Raw genomic sequence first — 16,827 nt, 5'->3', positions numbered from 1 at the left:
ATCCTCTGGGTCTCTGACCCGTGCCGGGGATCCGCCTGCAAATCCTTCATGTCTCGATGGGGCGCATCGAAGGTGGCCGATGTGTGTCGTAACCAGTGCAGCGAGGCTGAACGCAACTGGTCGATCTCATCGCCGCTCCAACCTTCCTGAGCCATGCGTGCCAGGGTGCTGTCGAAAACCTCCTGTAGCAGCAGGCGGATATGACGGTCGGAGAGGCCGCCGCGCGCCTTGGACGCCAACAGTTCCAAGAGACAGTCTTTTGACTGCATCGAACGGGCGGTGGAAACGCTGGCATACGACGCACGTGCCCACGGAATAGGGGAGAAGGGGAAGCAATCACGGTACGCTTGCGATCCCCTCGAGTCCGTGGGACGCTCCATTCCATCTGTCTATTGGTTCGTTCACATGACGCACAAAGCCGCGGGCCCCGAACCCACTGTTGTCGCCCAGTTTGAAGCGGAGGCACGTCGTTTGGCCGGGCAAGTATCTGAGAATCAACGTCGCTTCTTAACGGTCGGTTTGAGCAAAGGCAAAACGCTTGAGCCGTTGGGGCGGCTCGCCGGGCCGAATAACCCCTGACGATTGGGGCTAGACGCTGCCGCAGCGGATCGTGCCACAGCATGGGAATTTCACTCCAACCACCCTCGAACCCGCAGCCCGCAGGTACCATCCTGGCAAGGCAAGAATTGATTACTTATCCGAGCTACTGCTTCTGGCCCTCAACCAGCCAATGGCTGCTGATCAGGGGCTTTGGGGAGCGTAAACGGAAGGGATTAAAGCTGAGGCAGATCAATTGCTCAGCCCTGAACTACTTTGTTGCGGCCGGTACTTTTAGCTTGGTAGAGCGCTGTGTCTGCAGTACGCAGAAATTTGGGTATTCACTTCCGGGTACTGGGATTACGTTGCTCATGAACATCTATGACATAGCACTTGGTTTAACATAATATAGATTATGCGTATTTATGGGTTCGCACGTGGGAATGCTGGTGCTGCGGATTCGACCTGTCGAAATGTCACTGTTTCTAAAAAACTGGACTTTTGTTTTTTAAAAATCGGACCCTCAATTTTCAAGCACTTAGTGACGCCCAGATCCATGTGTACTGCCTCGGGCTGCGTCTGTGTTTTTTAAAAACTGGACCATCCCCACAGTCGGAATCCACCAAGTTGCCTGGATAGTGTGAAGCAAGTTTAGTCCATCCTCCTTCAGCACCGCGCTGACGTGATCAACGGATGGCGTTCGCGGCCTGGGCCTGAGTCCTCGGAAGGAATTCTTCATCTAAATTCGGAAGTAAAGAGACGACAAGCCGACAAAGCTCTTGGTCGTAACCGGCGAGAAATGACCTGCCCAGGGCTGTGTATTCAGATCCTGAACGCTTCCTGGTCGACAAAGGCATTCAGGGTCCGCAGCGCAGGGATCAAGCTGTTGTCTGTGTACTCGCACCCAGTGCTACTGACCGGCGTCTGACCCCGCTTGTCAGCCTCCTCCGGACGATGGCCATTGCCACCTCGCAGACTGGCCAACATCGGTTGGTAGCCCAGCTGCCAGGCCACGGTCCCGGGAAAGCTTGATCGGAGCGCCACCAGGATCGCCATGCCGGCCCAGTCAAGGTCTCCCCAGAATTGAGATTCCTGTGGGCATCACGTAAAAAGTGGAAAACCGCCCTTTAAAAAGTGAAACCCTTACAGAACAAACACTTACCGTATGCAGTATCGAATTCGAACGCTGCTTCAGCGGAGCTGGTCAATTAAATTGTGAAACCCAACGCTGGGCGTGCTAAATCCGCAGAGGCCCTCCTCAGCGCCGAGTTACGGCCAGCCAGGTCGCTACCGGCTGTACAGAGCTGCGCTTGTCAATATCACGCTCCTGCATTGCTCACGCGGTCGAATGAAAAGTGACCTCTGCGCTGCCAATTCAACTTCTTAACCCTTCATCATTGCCGGGATGCGGGTGAAATGTGTTCCTGTATCAGCAGGCCTGGGCCGTTTCTACGAATTAAAGATTTCATAATTCTGTAAGCCCTTGTCATAAAAGGATTATTCTCGCCAGCCCTTGTTTTTTACACCTTTTAAAAGCGTGCACGCTACGCCTGAGATTAGGAGCGGTAACCACTGCGCCGGCCGATAGGGTAACCGCGCGTACCAATTGTCCACTGCATTAGTACTCCGCACAGAACGCTACTGCGGATCATTCCAAACATCAGGCTTATTGCATAGCTCGCTCAGGACCTTATGTGCGTAATTATCGCCAGCTACGGCTGGGTATACAGCCGCAAAAAGGTGCTGCCTTTCTTGATCGCCGAGTTGGGTCAGTGCCGCTCGGCCAAGCTCAGCGTGCAAGCGTTCCTTTACCTCACGACTGCTCGACAGTGCTCCCTTGCTTCCCCTCAAGGCCTGCTCGACCATAGAGGTGATTAGCGCTTCGGCGCGCTCCGAACCCAGGCGGTCGTTCGGATAAAGCACCCGGGCGACCCTACCCGCGACAAGAGACAGGAGCTCTAGGGTTAGCTTGTCGCCCTCAGTAAGCTGAAGTTCAATCGTCGCGTTCTTCATGCTGCCTTAATCTCCGTCCGAACAAGCTCGCATTTCATCAAGCAGACGGCGTGACCTTTTAGTCTTCGCTTCTTGACCTGTAAACCACGCGCCGACACTGCGACGGTTGAGTCCCCGCCTCCTCATGCTCGAAGTATTTTGCGCCGGAGGTAAGGAGATATGCGTAGCTAGTACCACGAGGCAGTTCAATGGCCTCAATTTCAAGCAAGTCCTCCATCTTCCACTTCCCCATTCCGTTTCTACTGCATACTATAAATTCCGAGACATAAAGAATCCATTCGTTTTTAGAGAGTGCACTCCTGTGCTAAGGCTTATGCTTTTCCCATTTGCAGTTGTGGCAATATGGACGGCAAATAATCTTGTAATAAAAGCCTCCAGTGGTGCCGTTCAGCCGGGCACTATGGCTTTTGGGCGTTGGTTTATTGCTTGGCTTGTTTTAGCTCCTTTTACGGTTATTCCAATATGGAAAAACCGCAGGCAGATTCTTCCCCTGCTTCCCAAGTTGATGATCCTTGGCGGATTGGGAATGGCCGCATTTCAGGGGGCAGCATATTTCTCGGCTCAGTATCTTTCGGCCACAACCATCGGTTTATTCGTTGCCCTGGTTCCGCTTATGACAGTAATTCTTGCTTGGCTGGTCCTTCGCGAGTCGCCCGATCCACATGCAATTGTCGGCGTGGTGGTGTCGCTGCTGGGTGTAATTTTGGTCGTAAGTAGGGGCCAGCCGGAGATGCTCTTGCAGCAAGGAATCGGCATGGGTGAATTGTTGATGCTTGCTGGCAGCGCAGCTTATGCACTCTACAACATCCTGCTGAGGCGGTGGAGTATACCGATACCGCGCTGGTCGTCTGTGTTTCTTCAAGTGGGGTTCGCTGCACTGTTTCTCCTGCCGACACATCTTCTCGCAATGCCAGCCCCGCTGAGCCAATCAGGGATTCTGATGCTGATCTTCGCGGGCTTTTTTGCCTCCTTGGCTGCTCCTTGTCTGTGGATTGTTGGTATCGATGTAATAGGCCCCCAGCGAATGACCAGCTTCACCAACCTTGTGCCTATCACCACCGCAGTTTCCGCTGCACTATTCCTTAACGAGGAACTGCACTCCTATCATCTATGGGGCGGGGCATTCATCGTCATTGGTATTTTACTAGTGCAGTGGTCCCAGCGACAGGAAAGTCTTGCCCGATGATTATTTCGACGGCGACCTCGGTACGGAATGAAAAGACTCCCGCCCCTGGGACTTATAGAACCATCGCAATCACAGTTTTAAATTACATATTGATCCACATGGCCTCGATGGACCTATCATCTATGGACCGGGCAGAGAGGTGCCCCTCGCGCATCGCCCAAACCAGGTCCCGCGGCGACAGGGCGTCCCCCACCACGTAGACCTGCGGCCCCGCCTCTGCCAAGTCTCCCCACAGCTCCCGTAGCGGCTCGCGGTAGCTCACCAACACTGTGGTATCAGCCGGCACGCTCTTGGGGTGGAACCCATCAATGGGCCGGACATCCACAACCCCCTTTTTGATTTCCAGTAGCAGGGAACTGGTCAGGATGCGGAAATTTCCCAACGCATAGAATCGACGCAGCGCCGACTGGGTCCTGCCAGTCTTGTCAATCTCCGGGGCGAACGACGTATGGCGCGTGACGTAGGTAACGTCCAGTCCCTGCTCAAGCAACATCTCGCAGCAACCGATAGCCTCGTAGTGGCCGATATCATCGAAAACCACCGTGCTCTTGCCCAAAACGCCGTGAGCGGCGGTCACAAGGTCTTCCGAGGTGATGACGTGGGCACCATGCTCGATTTTCACTTTCAACTGGGGCGCGGCGGTCTGCACGAACGCCTCAATGCCGGGAGACATCGAGCCCGTTGCTACTATCACCACGTCGGGTTGCATGGCGAGGACTTCGCTGGCATCAACGTAAGTGGACAGTCTGACCTTCACGCCAAGGCGAAACACCTCGCGCTCCAGCCAGTTGGTGAGGTCTCCGATGCCATGGTTCTTCGGCAGATGCTTGGCAAGGTTGATCTGCCCTCCCAGGTCGGCGGAAGCTTCCAGCAAGGTGACGTCGTGCCCCGATAGGGCCGCGACGCGCGCTGCCTCCATACCCGCCGGACCGCCTCCCACCACCACAACCGATTTGGGCGTGCCAGCCCTGGTAATCAGTCGCTCGGCCAGCGTCGACTCATAGCCTACAGTCGGATTCGCCGTACAACTCATGCGTCCGGAGAACAGCCCGCCGATGCATCCCTGGTTACAAGCGATGCACGGGCGCACCTCAAGCGAACGACCTTCAACTTCCTTCTGGACCAGGTAGGGATCGGCGATGGTGGCGCGAACCAGATTGACCATCTCAGCATCGCCGGCACGTAACGTTTGCTCCACATCATCCAGAGTGCCGAAACGCCCCACGACGATACGTGGCACGGTGACATCCCGGCCCACCTCCCGGAATGCCTCGAGCTGATAGCCCACTGGCCGATCCATTGCCGCATAGCGCTCGACATGGAGGTAATAGTCGCCTTGGGAAATATTAACGAAATCGATCAGTCGCTTGGCCTGCAGTTGCAGGATCGCGGCATTGACCTCCTCCGTAGCGAGGATGGCCGGATCGGAACTGGCCCCCATTCGTACCCCGAGGGCGAAACTGCTTGGCACGCTAGCGCGAATGTCTGACAGGAGTTCTTCTAGGAAGCGCAGCCTATTCTCGAAGCTACCACCGTACGCATCCCCACGCGTGTTCAGCGACGGAGAAAGGAACTGCGAGATCAAATAGCCATTACCAGCCAGCACCTCGGCACCGTCGATGCCCGCCTTTGCCAGCCGGGCAGCCGCCGAACCATAGGCATGAATCAATTCAGCGATCTGCTTCGTGCTCATGGCAATGGGCGGCATCCTGGAATAGCGGCCGGGTAATGAGGTGACCGACCAGGGCGGCCCACCGTTAGGTGCCGGCTCCACGGCGCCGCCATGCCAGAGCTGTTGGAACAGTTTCATACCCGTAGGCTGGATCGCTTCTACCAGACGTCTCAAGGGTTCGATCCCCGTGTCATCGGTAAGCGAAAGGGAGAACGTGGAAGAGCGGTGTACCGAGGCGCCCTCAAGGATGGTCAGGCCGATGCCTCCCCGCGCACGCTCCAGGTGATAGTCGATGTGGGTATCGTTTACCTGCCCCCGTGAAAACAATGTTGCATGGGCCGTCCGCACCAGGCGGTTAGGGATAGTGACAGGGCCGATCTGAAGGGGGGACAGGGTAAGGCGGTACTTCGTTGTCATAAGGCACTCCGCGATTTCTGAGATCGCCTTTGTTGTTCTGTTATATGCCGCCCGCCTGATGGTTGAAATGTCCGTGCGCCAGCTGTTCCGTCATACGGAATCCGGTGCGGCACCAATCTCACGGAAGATGAGCGACCAGGCAGTGTTCAGGCGATAGCAACAGGCCGGGCACTGTTCCACTGCGCGCAACAGCAGTTTCCAGTGGAGATTCAAAGCCTGGCTTCCAACGCCAATGCCTCTTTGAAGTCCGGATGGGCGATGTCGATCATGCGCCGCGCGCGCTCGCGCAAGTCGCAGCCGCGCAGGTCGGCCACGCCGTACTCGGTGACGATAAGGCCGGCATCCGCTCGTGGGGTGCTCACCGGCCCATTGAGCTGCCCCACCACCCGGCTCTGGGTGCCCTTCAACGCCGTGGCCTGCAGCGCGATGATCGGCAAGCCGCCTCGGGAAGCATGCGCACCCCGTATGAAGTCCATCGCGCCCCCCACCGCACCGACATAGGCGGCGCCGGCCACCTCCGCATTGATCTGCCCGGTGAGATCAACCTCGATGGCCGAGTTGATCGAGACGAAGCGGTCAATGCTGGCGAGAACGTCCGGTGCATGAGTGTAGGTGGTGGAACGGATCTGGATCAGTGGATTGCAATGGGCGTAGCGGTAGATCCGCTCGCCGCCGAACATGACGCCGGCCACGGTGACGCCGGAATCGATCGACTTGCGACGGTTGGTGATTACGCCGCACTCCATGAGCTCCGCCACCTTGTCGCCGATGGCACCGGAATGGATGCCCAGATCGCGGTGCCATCGCAGCCCGTCGAGTATCGCTTCCGGCAAGCTGCCCAAGCCGAGTTGCAGGGTGGATCCGTCCTCGACCAGGCCGCCGATATGCCCCGCAATCGCACGTTCCACGTCACCGATGGCACCACTGGGCACTTCCAGGGGGGACAGGGAGCTACGCACTAGCAGGTCGATATCGCTGGGGTCGATTCCTTCGCCGTAGGTCCAGGGCGCCTGGTCGTTGACTTCGGCGATCACCAGGCGCGCCGACTTCACCAGCGGCACCAGGTACTCGGCGGCAATGCTGAAGCTGAAGCCCTCCGGCCCTTCGGCCACTTGCAGCAACAGCACGTCCACCGGTGCCAGCGCCTGCGCCAGCTGGGTGTAGTGGCACGGCAGGATGCCCAGCCGCTGCTCCCGCGCCAGGGCACGGTTGCGGCCGGCGCCGGTGTAGGACTGGAACTGCACCTGCGCCCCATGGGCGGGGCTGGCCGCCTCGGACAGGCTCATGCCGACGAAGGCGCGAAACGTGCCTATCGCTTCTCGCTGCGCCATCAGGCGCGCCGTGAGCGCTTGTGGTTCGGCACCGCCCTGCCCCCACACCACCCGGTCGCCCGGGAGGATCAGGGCGGAGAAGTCCAGCGCCTCCAGGCTGATTTCATCCGTCATGCTGTTTCGCTCCCGTACTTCAGGCGCCTGCGCGTTCGAAGATGGCAGCCAGCCCCTGGCCACCGCCGATGCACATGGTCTCCAGGGCGTAGCGGCCCTGGCGGCGCTGCAGTTCATGCAGCATCGACGTGAGGATGCGCATGCCGGTGGCCCCCACGGGGTGGCCCAGGGAAATGCCGGAACCGTTGACGTTGATCCGCTCCGGATCGTTCCAGCCCCAGCCCTTGAGTACCGCCAGCGCCTGGCAGGCGAACGCCTCGTTGAGCTCCACCAGGTCCATCTGGTCGAAGCCGAGGCCGGTGCGGGCGAACAGCTTCTGCACCGCCGGAACCGGGCCGATGCCCATGGTTGCCGGTTCGCAGCCGGCGGCGGCCCAGCCCACCAGGAAGCCGATCGGTTCCAGGCCGAGTTCTTCCAGCTTGTCCTCGGCCACCACCAGGCAGCCAGCGGCGGCGTCGTTTTGCTGGGAAGCGTTACCGGCGGTGACGGTGCCACCCGGCGTCAGTGCGCGCAGGGCAGCAAGCTTCTCCACTGTGGTGTCGCCGCGCACACCTTCGTCACGGGTCACCAGCAGCGGCTCGCCACGGCGTTGCGGCACGCTGATGGGGACGATCTCCGCATCGAAGCGGCCGGCCTCCCAGGCTGCGGCAGCACGCTGCTGGCTGCGGGCGGCAAAGGCGTCGGACTCCTCGCGGCTGATGCCGTAGTCGCGGGCGAGGTTCTCGGCGGTCTCGATCATGCCGGAGATGCGGCCAAAACGATGCTCCGGTTGCGAGCGCTCGCGGCCACGGTCGAGGCGGTCATGCAAGGTGACGGAACCGGCGCGGGCACCCCAGCGCATGTCGGTGCTGTAGTACTCGATGTTGCTCATGCTCTCGACGCCGCCCGCCAGGACCACGTCAGCGGCACCGGTCTGCACCATCATCGCGGCATTGACCAGTGCCTGCAGGCCACCGCCACAGCGTCGGTCCAGCTGCATGCCGGGCACGCTCACCGGCAGGCCCGCCTCCAGGGCGATCCAGCGCCCCACGCAGGGGGTCTCGGAGTTGGCGTAGGACTGGGCGAACACCACATCGTCGATGCGCGCGGGGTCCAGCCTGGTCTGGGCGAGGATGGCCTTGACCACCTCCGCGCCCAGGCACTCCACCGGCACACCGCGCAGGCTGCCACCGAAGGCGCCCACCGGTGTACGGCGCGGTGCGACTATCGCTGCTCTTCTCATGCTCATCGTCTCCCGCGCGCTCAGAGAGCGGCCTGCAGTTGCGGAACCAGCTCGAACAGATCACCCACCAGGCCGTAATCGGCCACCTGGAAGATCGGCGCTTCTTCGTCCTTGTTGATCGCGACGATGACCTTGGAGTCTTTCATACCGGCCAGGTGCTGGATGGCACCGGAGATGCCCACGGCGATGTACAGCTGCGGCGCGACGATCTTGCCGGTCTGGCCGACCTGCATGTCGTTCGGCACGAAACCGGCGTCGACCGCGGCACGGGACGCACCCACGGCAGCGCCCAGCTTGTCGGCCAGGGCGTAGAGGTGCTTGAAGTTGTCGCCGTTCTGCATTCCACGGCCGCCGGAGACGACGATCTTGGCAGCGGTCAGTTCCGGACGGTCGGACTTGGCCAGTTCTTCACCGACGAAGGCGGACGTGCCGGCATCGGATACGCTACCCACGGCCTCGACGGCAGCGGAACCACCTTCGGCAGCGGCGGCATCGAAACCGGTGGTGCGCACGGTGATCACCTTCACGGCCGCGGAAGACTGCACGGTGGCGATGGCGTTGCCGGCGTAGATCGGACGCTTGAAGGTGTCGGCGCTCTCGACGGCGATGATCTCGGAGATCTGGTCGACGTCCAGCAGCGCCGCGACGCGCGGCAGGTAGTTCTTGCCGTTGGTGGTGGCCGGCGCCAGCACGTGGCTGAAGTCGCTGGCGATGGAGGTCACCAGCGGCGCGACGTTCTCCGGCAGTTGGTGGGCGTAGGCCGCGTGGTCGGCGACCAGCACCTTGGACACGCCCGCAACCCTGGCAACGGCTTCGGCCACGGCACTGACGCCCTGCCCCGCTACCAGGACGACAACCTCGCCATCGATCTGTTGTGCGGCGGTCACGGTATTCAGGGTGGCGGCAGCCAGAGTGCCGCCTTGATGTTCAGCGATTACAAGAACAGCCATCTCAGATCACCTTCGCTTCGTTCTTCAGTTTCTCGACCAGCTCGGCCACGGACTTGACCTTGATACCGGCCTGACGAGCAGCCGGCGCTTCGACTTTCAGGGTCTTGACGGTGGAAGCGGTGGAAACACCCAGGGCGTCCGGGGTCACCACGTCCAACGGCTTCTTCTTGGCCTTCATGATGTTCGGCAGCGACGCGTAGCGCGGCTCGTTCAGGCGCAGGTCGGTGGTGACGATCGCCGGCAGGTTCAGTGCAACGGTCTGCAGACCGCCGTCGATTTCGCGGGTGACCTTGACCTTGTCGCCCGCCAGTTCGACCTTGGAGGCGAAGGTGCCCTGGGCGAAGCCCGTGAGGGCGCCCAGCATTTGGCCGGTCTGGTTGTTGTCGCTGTCGATGGCCTGCTTGCCGAGGAGCACCAACTGCGGTTGCTCCTGCTCGATCAGGGCCTTCAGCAGCTTGGCCACGGTCAACGGGCTGAACTCTTCAGTCGACTCCACCAGGGTCGCACGATCAGCCCCCAGGGCCAGCGCGGTCCGCAGCTGCTCCTGGGCGGTAGCCGGGCCCGCCGAGACCACCACGACCTCGGTCGCGATGCCTTGCTCTTTCAGGCGCACGGCCTCTTCCACGGCAATTTCGCAGAAGGGATTCAGGGCCATTTTCACGTTGGCGAGGTCGACGCCGGAGTTGTCCCCCTTGACGCGGACCTTGACGTTGAAGTCGACCACGCGCTTCACGGCAACGAGGATTTTCATGCTTTGGATACTCCAGTAACGCTGGAACGGGAAAGGATGCGACGGGCACGCTCGATCAGCGGTCGATCGACCATGGCCCCATCAACTTGAACCGCGGCGCCGCTGCTGGCGGCCTCCAGGACGGTGCGTGCCCAGGACACGGCCTTCGCGTCGGGCAGAAAGGCTTCGCGAATCGCGGCGACCTGCTTGGGGTGAATCGCCAGCTTTCCGGCGAAACCCAGGCCACAAGCGGCTTCGGCATCGGCCCTCACCAATGCGGGGTCATCGAGACTGGTGGTCACGCCATCCAGCGGCGCCGGCAGCCCGGCGAGACGCGACTGCAACACCAGCGCGCCTCGGCAGTAGGCCAACGCGTCCCAACTCGGCTCGCAGCCCAGGTCCAAGGCCAGGTCCAGCGAGCCGAAGGCCGCCTGTACCACGCCGGGTTCCTGCAGCAGGCCGGCCAAGTCGCTGAACGCCCGGGCGGTTTCCACCAGAGCGATGATCGGTACCTGCCGCCCCAGCAGGTAATGCACGAGGCGGATGTCGGCGGCGGTCTCAGCCTTGGCCAGCATCAGCGCGTCGAAACGGGCGTCACGCAGTGCGGCAAGGTCGGCCTGGAACTCTTCTCTGCTCGCCGCGTTGATGCGCACGATGACGGTCACCGAGTCGACGCCGTGGTTGGCAACCGCCTCACGGGCCATCTCCCGTGCAGCGGGCGCCACGGCATCCTCGAGATCGAGGATGACCGCGTCGGCGCCACTGGCGGCGGCCTTGGCGAAACGCTCGGGACGGTCGCCCGGAACGAACAACGGTGACACCGGAGGACGAAAGCGCGGGCTCAGCATGTTGCGCTCGCCTCCATGTTGATCCGGCCATCGCCGTCCTGGGTCCAGGCCTGCAGGCTGTCGCCCTTCTGATGCCAGGAAACCGCCGCGCGGAACGGACGCCCGGCGATCAGCGGCGCCTGGCCTCGATAGGCGAAACGCAGGGGCACCCGGCCGGCATGGCTGGCCGCCAGGTTGAACAACAGGCTGGCCTGCAGCGGGCCCTGCACCACCAATCCCTCATAGCCTTCTTCGCAGGTGGCGTACGGCAAGTCGTAGTGGATGCGATGGGCGTTGAAGGTCAGCGCCGAGTAACGGAACAACAAGGTCGGCGGGGTTTCCACCCAGCTTTGCCGCTCGCCCTCACGCGGTTCGCCGCCGCCCGCTGGTTCCGACGCGCCTCCGGTGGCAGCGCCTCGGTAGACGATGTCCTGGCGCTCGCGAATCGCCAGGGTGCCACGTGCGAACAGCTCATGCTGAACCGCAACGAAGCACAGGTTGCCGGTACGGCCTTCCTTGAAGCGGATGTCGGTGATGGTCGACACACGCCTGATGGGTTCGCCGATCGGCAGTGGCGCCAGGGTCTCCACTTCACCGCCCGCCCACATGCGCCGCGGCAGCAGCACCGGGGGCAGGAAACCGCCCCGGCGCGGGTGGCCGTCCTCGCCCAGCTCGGCCATGGTGGCCAGCGCCGGTGTCGGTGCAAGACACCAATGCAGCCCGGGCGGCGCGAAACCGTCGTTGTCCCAGAGATGGGGCCCGAGGGTGGCGCGGTACGCTTGGAGCATCTCGGCGGTGATAACCGCCTCGCATTCCTCGCGACACCCCAGCCAGGCCTGCTGCGGCCCCAGATCGGATTCGGTCATGGCGATGTCCTCAGTAGGAGCGCGGCATGCCCAGTACGTGCTCGGCAACGTAGCTGAGGATCAGGTTGGTGGAGATGGGCGCCACCTGATACAGGCGGGTCTCGCGGAACTTACGCTCGACGTCGTACTCCTCGGCGAAGCCGAAGCCACCGTGGGTCTGCAGGCAGGCGTTCGCGGCTTCCCAGGACGCATCGGCGGCGAGCATCTTGGCCATGTTCGCTTCAGCGCCGCAGTCTTCGCCCGCCTCGTACTTGGCCAGGCCTTCGCGCACCATCAGTTCGGCGGCACGCAGCTGCGTGTAGGCCTTGGCGATGGGGAACTGGACACCCTGGTTCTGGCCGATGGGGCGGCCGAACACCTGGCGATCGTTGGCGTATTCCACGGCCTTGCGGATGAACCACTTGGCGTCGCCGATGCACTCGGAAGCGATCAGCAGGCGTTCGGCATTCATCCCCGAAAGGATGTAGCGGAAACCCTTGCCCTCCTCGCCCACCATGTTGGCGGCGGGAACCTCCATGTTGTCGAAGAATACCTCGCAGCTGTTGTGGTTCATCATCGTCCGGATCGGGCGGATGGTCAGGCCTTTGCCCAGGACTTCGCGCATATCGACGATAAAGGTCGACAGGCCGTCGGTCTTCTTCGCCACCTGGTCGCGCGGTGTGGTCCGCGCCAGCAGCAGCATCAGGTCGGAGTGCTCGGCACGGCTGGTCCAGACTTTCTGCCCGTTGACCACGAATTTGTCGCCTTCACGACGAGCGAAGGTGCGCAGCGAGGTGGTGTCGGTGCCGCTGGTGGGTTCGGTGACGCCGAAGGCCTGCAGGCGCAGTTCGCCGCTGGCCACGCCGGTCAGGTACTGGGCTTTCTGCTCCTCGGACCCGTGCCGCAGGATGGTGCCCATGGTGTAGAGCTGGGCGTGGCAAGCGGCGCCGTTGCAGCCGGTTTCCTGGATGGTCTCCAGGATCGCCGCGGCGGCGGAAAGGCCGAGTCCGGAGCCGCCGAACTCCTCGGGGATCAACACGGAGAGGAAGCCCGACTCCGTCAGGGCTTGGACGAACTCGGTGGGATAGCCCCGCACCTCGTCCAGCTTGCGCCAGTACTCGCCGGGGAAGCGCGCGCACAGCTTGCGGACTTCTTCGCGGATCTCGGGGTAGCTTTCTTTCGGGCTTTGAACTTTCATCGACTCAACCTCGTTTTCACTAGGGTCGCTGGTTGGCCAGTCAGACCGGATCCCAACAGAACACGTCGGCGCTGACCTGCAGCCCCTGGAACGAACCGGACAACGCCGGCATGCCGTGCTCCGCAATACTCTGCGCGGTCCAGCCTTCGCCCTGCTGCACGGAACGCAGCGGACGGCTCTGGCTCATCAGGAAGATTTCGTTGCGGCGCACGGTGAAGACCTGGCCGTTGACCTCCTTGGCCTGGTCGGAGAGCAGGTACACCGCCAGCGGTGCATTCTTCTCCGGGGTCATCTGCTTCAGGCGCTCGACACGGGCCTTCTCTTCCGGCGTGCTGTCCGGGATGGCGCTGGTCATGCGGCTCCAGGCGAAGGGGGCGATGCAGTTGGAGCGCACGTTGAAGCGCTGCATGTCCAGGGCGATGGACTTGGACAGGGCGACGATGCCCAGCTTGGCCGCCGAATAGTTGGCTTGGCCGACATTGCCGATCAGCGCCGAGGTGCTGACCATGTGCACGAAGGCACCGCTCTGCTGCTTGCGGAAGTGCTCGGCCGCCGCGCGGCTGACGAAGAAGCTGCCGTTGAGATGGACCTGGATGACCGACTGCCAGTCCTCCGGGCTCATCTTGTGGAAGATCACATCGCGGATGATCCCGGCGTTGTTCACCACGCCATCGATGTGGCCGAAGTTGTCCAGGGCGCAGGCGATGATGTTCTGCGCACCGTTCCAGTCGGCGACGCTGTCTGTGTTGATCACCGCGCGACCGCCCGCCTCTTCGATCAGCCGACGGGTCTCCTCGGCCGGCGTGGCCGAACCGCCCTCCCCGCCCAGGGAGACGCCGACGTCGTTGATGACCACCGCCGCACCGGCACGCGCCAGTTCCAGGGCCATGGCGCGGCCGATGCCGCCGCCGGCTCCGGTGACTACCACTACTTTGTTATCGAGCATGTCGTTTCCCTCTTGGAATGGATGCGCAGGGCTCAACCGGGCAGGCCGAGCACCATCTTGGCGAGGATGTTGCGTTGGATTTCCGAGCTGCCGCCGTAGATGGTCGCGGGGCGCGCCTGCAGGAACAGGCCGGTCGGATTCAGGTTGCCGTTGCCCTCGATGGGATCGAGCAGCGCGGCGTACTCACCGGAGATTTCCAGCATGTAGTCGGTGATGCGCTGGAACAGTTCGGTCTGGTGCACCTTCAGCAGCGAGACATCGGCCCCCAGGCTCTCACCACGGCGCAGGCGCTCGGCGAAGGTCTCGAACAGCAGCTTGTGGTCGTCCAGGTCGAGGCGCAGGCGGGTCAGGCGATCGCGGAAGCCCGGGTCCTGGCTCAGCCCCAGGTGTTCGCCGAGCACTTCCAGGCGCGTCAGGGCATTGGCCGACTGCTTCGGCGAGCCGAGGAAGATGCGCTCGAAACCGAGCAGCGCCTTGGCCATGGTCCAGCCCGCGTTCATCTCGCCCACCAGGTTGGCTTTGGGCACCCGCACGTCGTCGAAGAACACCTCGCACAGCTCATCGTGCAGGTCGAGGTTGAGGATCGGGCGCACGGTCACGCCGGGGCTGTTCGTCGGCACCAGCAGGAAGCTGATGCCCTCCTGCTTCTTCGCCGACTTGTCGGTGCGCACCAGCAGGAAGATCCAGTCGGCGTCGGTGGCCAGGGTGGTCCAGATCTTCTGGCCATTGACCACCCACTCCTCACCGTCCAGAACGGCCTCGGTGCGCAGGCTGGCCAGGTCGGAACCGGCATTCGGCTCGCTGTAGCCCTGGCACCAGATGTGCTCGCCGGACAGGATGCGCGGCAGGAAGTGCTGTTGCTGTTCGGGAGAGCCGTAGCGGATCAGCAGCGGCCCCAGCAGCATGATGCCGTGGTCCGGCGTGCGTGCTACGCCGTAGTTCTCGAACTCCTCGGTGTAGATCAGCTGCTTGGCCGCCGACAGCCCCATGCCGCCGAACTCGCGCGGCCAACCGGGTGCCAGCCAACCATGGGCGGACAGGGTCATGTACCAACCCTTCACCTCGTTCCAGTGCAGGCGCTTGGGCAGGTCACGGAGCTCGTCGGGGAAGTTCGCCTGCAGGAAGTCACGTACCAGGTGACGGAACTCGTCGTCAGCCAGTGCGTTGAAATCGGGTAGTTGGAAAGTCTGGGTCATTCTCGAATTCCTCTATCGGATGGGCCGTGGCGTCAGGCGTCGGCGAGGCTGGGCATGTGCGCGTCATAGCGGCGCCGATGCAGGGCGGACGAGCCGTAGAGGTTGGCCAGGGTCATGGCCTTGCGCAGGAACAGACCGACATCGCACTCGTCGGTGTAGCCGATGGCGCCGTGCAGCTGGACCGCCTGACGGGTCACCAACAGCGCCGCATCGGCGGACCGGGCCTTGGCGCGGGATACGGCGGCGCGGCGCTGGGCTACGGGGGCGCCGGAGTCGCAGGCGATGGCAGCGGCGTCCAGGCTGGCGCGCCACAGGGCCAGTTGCAGCTTCAGGTCCACCGCGCGGTGCTGCAGCGCCTGGAAGGTGCCGATCACCTGGCCAAACTGTTTGCGCGTACGCAGGTAGTCGACGGTCATGGCGAAGGCCTGTTCGGCGCCACCCAGCAGGTAGGCGGCGGTGCCCAGGGCCGCCTCATCCAGCGCGTCGGCCAGGGCCTCGGCGTCTAGCGGCAGCAGGCGGGCCGGGGCGTCAGTCAGGGTCAGGGTGCCGAAGTGACCGCCGTCCTGGGTCTGTTGCAGCGCCAGTTCCACGCCGGCAGCGTCGGCCTCCACCAGGGCCAGCCCTTCCGGTGTGCTAACGAGGAATCCGTCTGCACCCGCAGCCATGGGAATGTTGATCTTGGGGCCGCTTACTCGCCCGCCGCTGAAACGGGTATTGCCCGCCGCGGCATCCAGGCTGTCGATGCCTTCCTGCAAGGCCGGCAGCAGCAAACGCTCGCCAGTCAGTTGAGCGGCCAGTTCATCGCCACCCAGCAGGCGCGCGGCCAGGACGGCAGGAACGAACGGCTCCGGCACCAGTGCAGCGCCGAGCGCCTCCAGCAGTGCGCAGTACTCGCCCATGCCCAGCCCCGCTCCGCCCTGCTCTTCCGGCAGCGACAGGCCGATCCAGCCGTTCTCGGCGATTTCGCGCCAGACATCGGCGTCAAAGCCGGGGGTCTGGTAGCGCAGTTCGCGAACCCGCCCCAGTTCAGCAGCGGGAGCGAAGGCCACCGCGCTGTCGCGGATCATGCGGATGTTTTCCAAGCGTTCTTCAGACGGATGCATCTCGGTCTCCTGATTGCCCAGCGACGTCTTCAAAGCCGCGTCAAACTAGCGATGAAGGCCATCAGGCGGTTGTGGGGCACCGGAAGACTCCTTCCGGGTTCGGGCGCATGGGGCAAGTCGCCACGCCAGATTTCATTGCGGTCCTCCCGGCGCTCGCTCGGGCGCCGGACCAGGTTTCGAACTTCGCGAGAGCCGCCTGACCAGATGTCGCCTTCAACGTAGTTGCGCGAGATATCTCGAACACCCGGAGACGACTGCGCTCTGTCGGCCTGTCCGCAGCAAGTGCCAGTCAAACTGCCCTGCCACAGGCCTGGTTGACCCAGCACCGCGGCCAGCAGGACGGTCTGACATGCCATGCGCAGCCGCGGGGCGCCTCGGCCTTCAGCCAATACCGGGTTGCCAGAAATGCAGTCAGCCTCCAGATGCATGTCTCTGCTCCTCGATCAGGGCTTCTAGATTGACGATCTATGGGTCAGGATATTTCAATATATGAAATTGCATTTCAATATATGAATCGTGTAAACAGGTGACATTGCCCAA

At 62.5% G+C, this 16,827-nt stretch carries 15 protein-coding genes and 1 pseudogene; 1 reads left to right on the top strand and 15 read right to left on the bottom strand.

The annotated features are described in order from the left end of the window. Positions 1-14: 14 nt before the first annotated feature. From FXN65_RS28230 to FXN65_RS13775, 3 genes and pseudogenes are all read right to left on the bottom strand, one after another. Positions 15-227 (bottom strand): annotated as a pseudogene (locus FXN65_RS28230) (site-specific integrase); the annotation flags it as partial. Positions 228-1,359: 1,132 nt separating this feature from the next. Continuing rightward, positions 1,360-1,593: a hypothetical protein gene (locus FXN65_RS28545; RefSeq protein ID WP_151133734.1), complete on the bottom strand. Its 234-nt coding sequence runs from the start codon at positions 1,591-1,593 to the stop codon at positions 1,360-1,362. Between the two features lie 582 nt (positions 1,594-2,175). After that, the gene (locus tag FXN65_RS13775; RefSeq protein ID WP_151133733.1) at positions 2,176-2,550 is read right to left on the bottom strand and encodes a hypothetical protein; all 375 of its coding nucleotides are present in this window, start codon (positions 2,548-2,550) and stop codon (positions 2,176-2,178) included. A 313-nt stretch (positions 2,551-2,863) separates the two neighbouring features. Here FXN65_RS13775 and FXN65_RS13770 point away from each other — a divergent pair, with 313 nt between their 5' ends. Next, the gene (locus tag FXN65_RS13770) at positions 2,864-3,736 is read left to right on the top strand and encodes a DMT family transporter (protein WP_178119327.1); all 873 of its coding nucleotides are present in this window, start codon (positions 2,864-2,866) and stop codon (positions 3,734-3,736) included. 82 nt (positions 3,737-3,818) lie between these two features. On the opposite strand, the gene FXN65_RS13765 is transcribed toward FXN65_RS13770, so the two are convergent. The 12 genes from FXN65_RS13765 to FXN65_RS13710 form a co-directional block, all read right to left on the bottom strand. Beyond that, entirely contained in the window at positions 3,819-5,825 is a 2,007-nt protein-coding gene (locus FXN65_RS13765; protein WP_151133731.1) for an oxidoreductase, read from the bottom strand. Between the two features lie 209 nt (positions 5,826-6,034). Continuing rightward, positions 6,035-7,270: an acetyl-CoA hydrolase/transferase family protein gene (locus tag FXN65_RS13760; RefSeq protein ID WP_151133730.1), complete on the bottom strand. Its 1,236-nt coding sequence runs from the start codon at positions 7,268-7,270 to the stop codon at positions 6,035-6,037. Between the two features lie 19 nt (positions 7,271-7,289). Further along, entirely contained in the window at positions 7,290-8,492 is a 1,203-nt protein-coding gene (locus FXN65_RS13755; RefSeq protein WP_151133729.1) for an acetyl-CoA C-acetyltransferase, read from the bottom strand. A gap of 20 nt (positions 8,493-8,512) precedes the next feature. Further along, positions 8,513-9,442, bottom strand: coding sequence for an electron transfer flavoprotein subunit alpha/FixB family protein (locus tag FXN65_RS13750; RefSeq protein WP_151133728.1), 930 nt, complete (start codon positions 9,440-9,442; stop codon positions 8,513-8,515). A 1-nt stretch (position 9,443) separates the two neighbouring features. Beyond that, positions 9,444-10,193, bottom strand: coding sequence for an electron transfer flavoprotein subunit beta/FixA family protein (locus FXN65_RS13745; RefSeq protein ID WP_151133727.1), 750 nt, complete (start codon positions 10,191-10,193; stop codon positions 9,444-9,446). Then, on the bottom strand, positions 10,190-11,020 hold the full coding sequence (locus tag FXN65_RS13740; RefSeq protein ID WP_151133726.1) for an HpcH/HpaI aldolase/citrate lyase family protein: 831 nt from the start codon (positions 11,018-11,020) through the stop codon (positions 10,190-10,192). Before FXN65_RS13740 ends, FXN65_RS13745 begins: the two co-directional genes overlap by 4 nt. Then, the gene (locus FXN65_RS13735) at positions 11,014-11,865 is read right to left on the bottom strand and encodes an FAS1-like dehydratase domain-containing protein (protein ID WP_151133725.1); all 852 of its coding nucleotides are present in this window, start codon (positions 11,863-11,865) and stop codon (positions 11,014-11,016) included. The genes FXN65_RS13740 and FXN65_RS13735 overlap by 7 nt, the downstream gene beginning before the upstream one ends. Positions 11,866-11,875: 10 nt before the next feature. Then, positions 11,876-13,042, bottom strand: coding sequence for an acyl-CoA dehydrogenase family protein (locus FXN65_RS13730; RefSeq protein ID WP_151133724.1), 1,167 nt, complete (start codon positions 13,040-13,042; stop codon positions 11,876-11,878). Positions 13,043-13,082: 40 nt separating this feature from the next. Continuing rightward, positions 13,083-13,988, bottom strand: a complete 906-nt coding sequence (locus FXN65_RS13725) for an SDR family NAD(P)-dependent oxidoreductase (RefSeq protein WP_151133723.1) — start codon at positions 13,986-13,988, stop codon at positions 13,083-13,085. 32 nt (positions 13,989-14,020) lie between these two features. After that, positions 14,021-15,184: an acyl-CoA dehydrogenase family protein gene (locus FXN65_RS13720; RefSeq protein ID WP_151133722.1), complete on the bottom strand. Its 1,164-nt coding sequence runs from the start codon at positions 15,182-15,184 to the stop codon at positions 14,021-14,023. 32 nt (positions 15,185-15,216) lie between these two features. After that, positions 15,217-16,287 (bottom strand): acyl-CoA dehydrogenase family protein, encoded by a 1,071-nt coding sequence (locus tag FXN65_RS13715; protein ID WP_151133721.1) that lies wholly within the window; start codon positions 16,285-16,287, stop codon positions 15,217-15,219. Positions 16,288-16,316: 29 nt separating this feature from the next. Beyond that, complete coding sequence (locus FXN65_RS13710) at positions 16,317-16,715, bottom strand: hypothetical protein (protein WP_151133720.1); 399 nt, start codon at positions 16,713-16,715, stop codon at positions 16,317-16,319. Positions 16,716-16,827 lie beyond the last annotated feature (112 nt).

Source organism: Pseudomonas lalkuanensis, from assembly GCF_008807375.1.
GTDB lineage: Bacteria > Pseudomonadota > Gammaproteobacteria > Pseudomonadales > Pseudomonadaceae > Metapseudomonas > Metapseudomonas lalkuanensis.
Note: the sequence above shows the minus strand (reverse complement) of the source record. Positions and strands in the feature narration are given on the sequence as shown.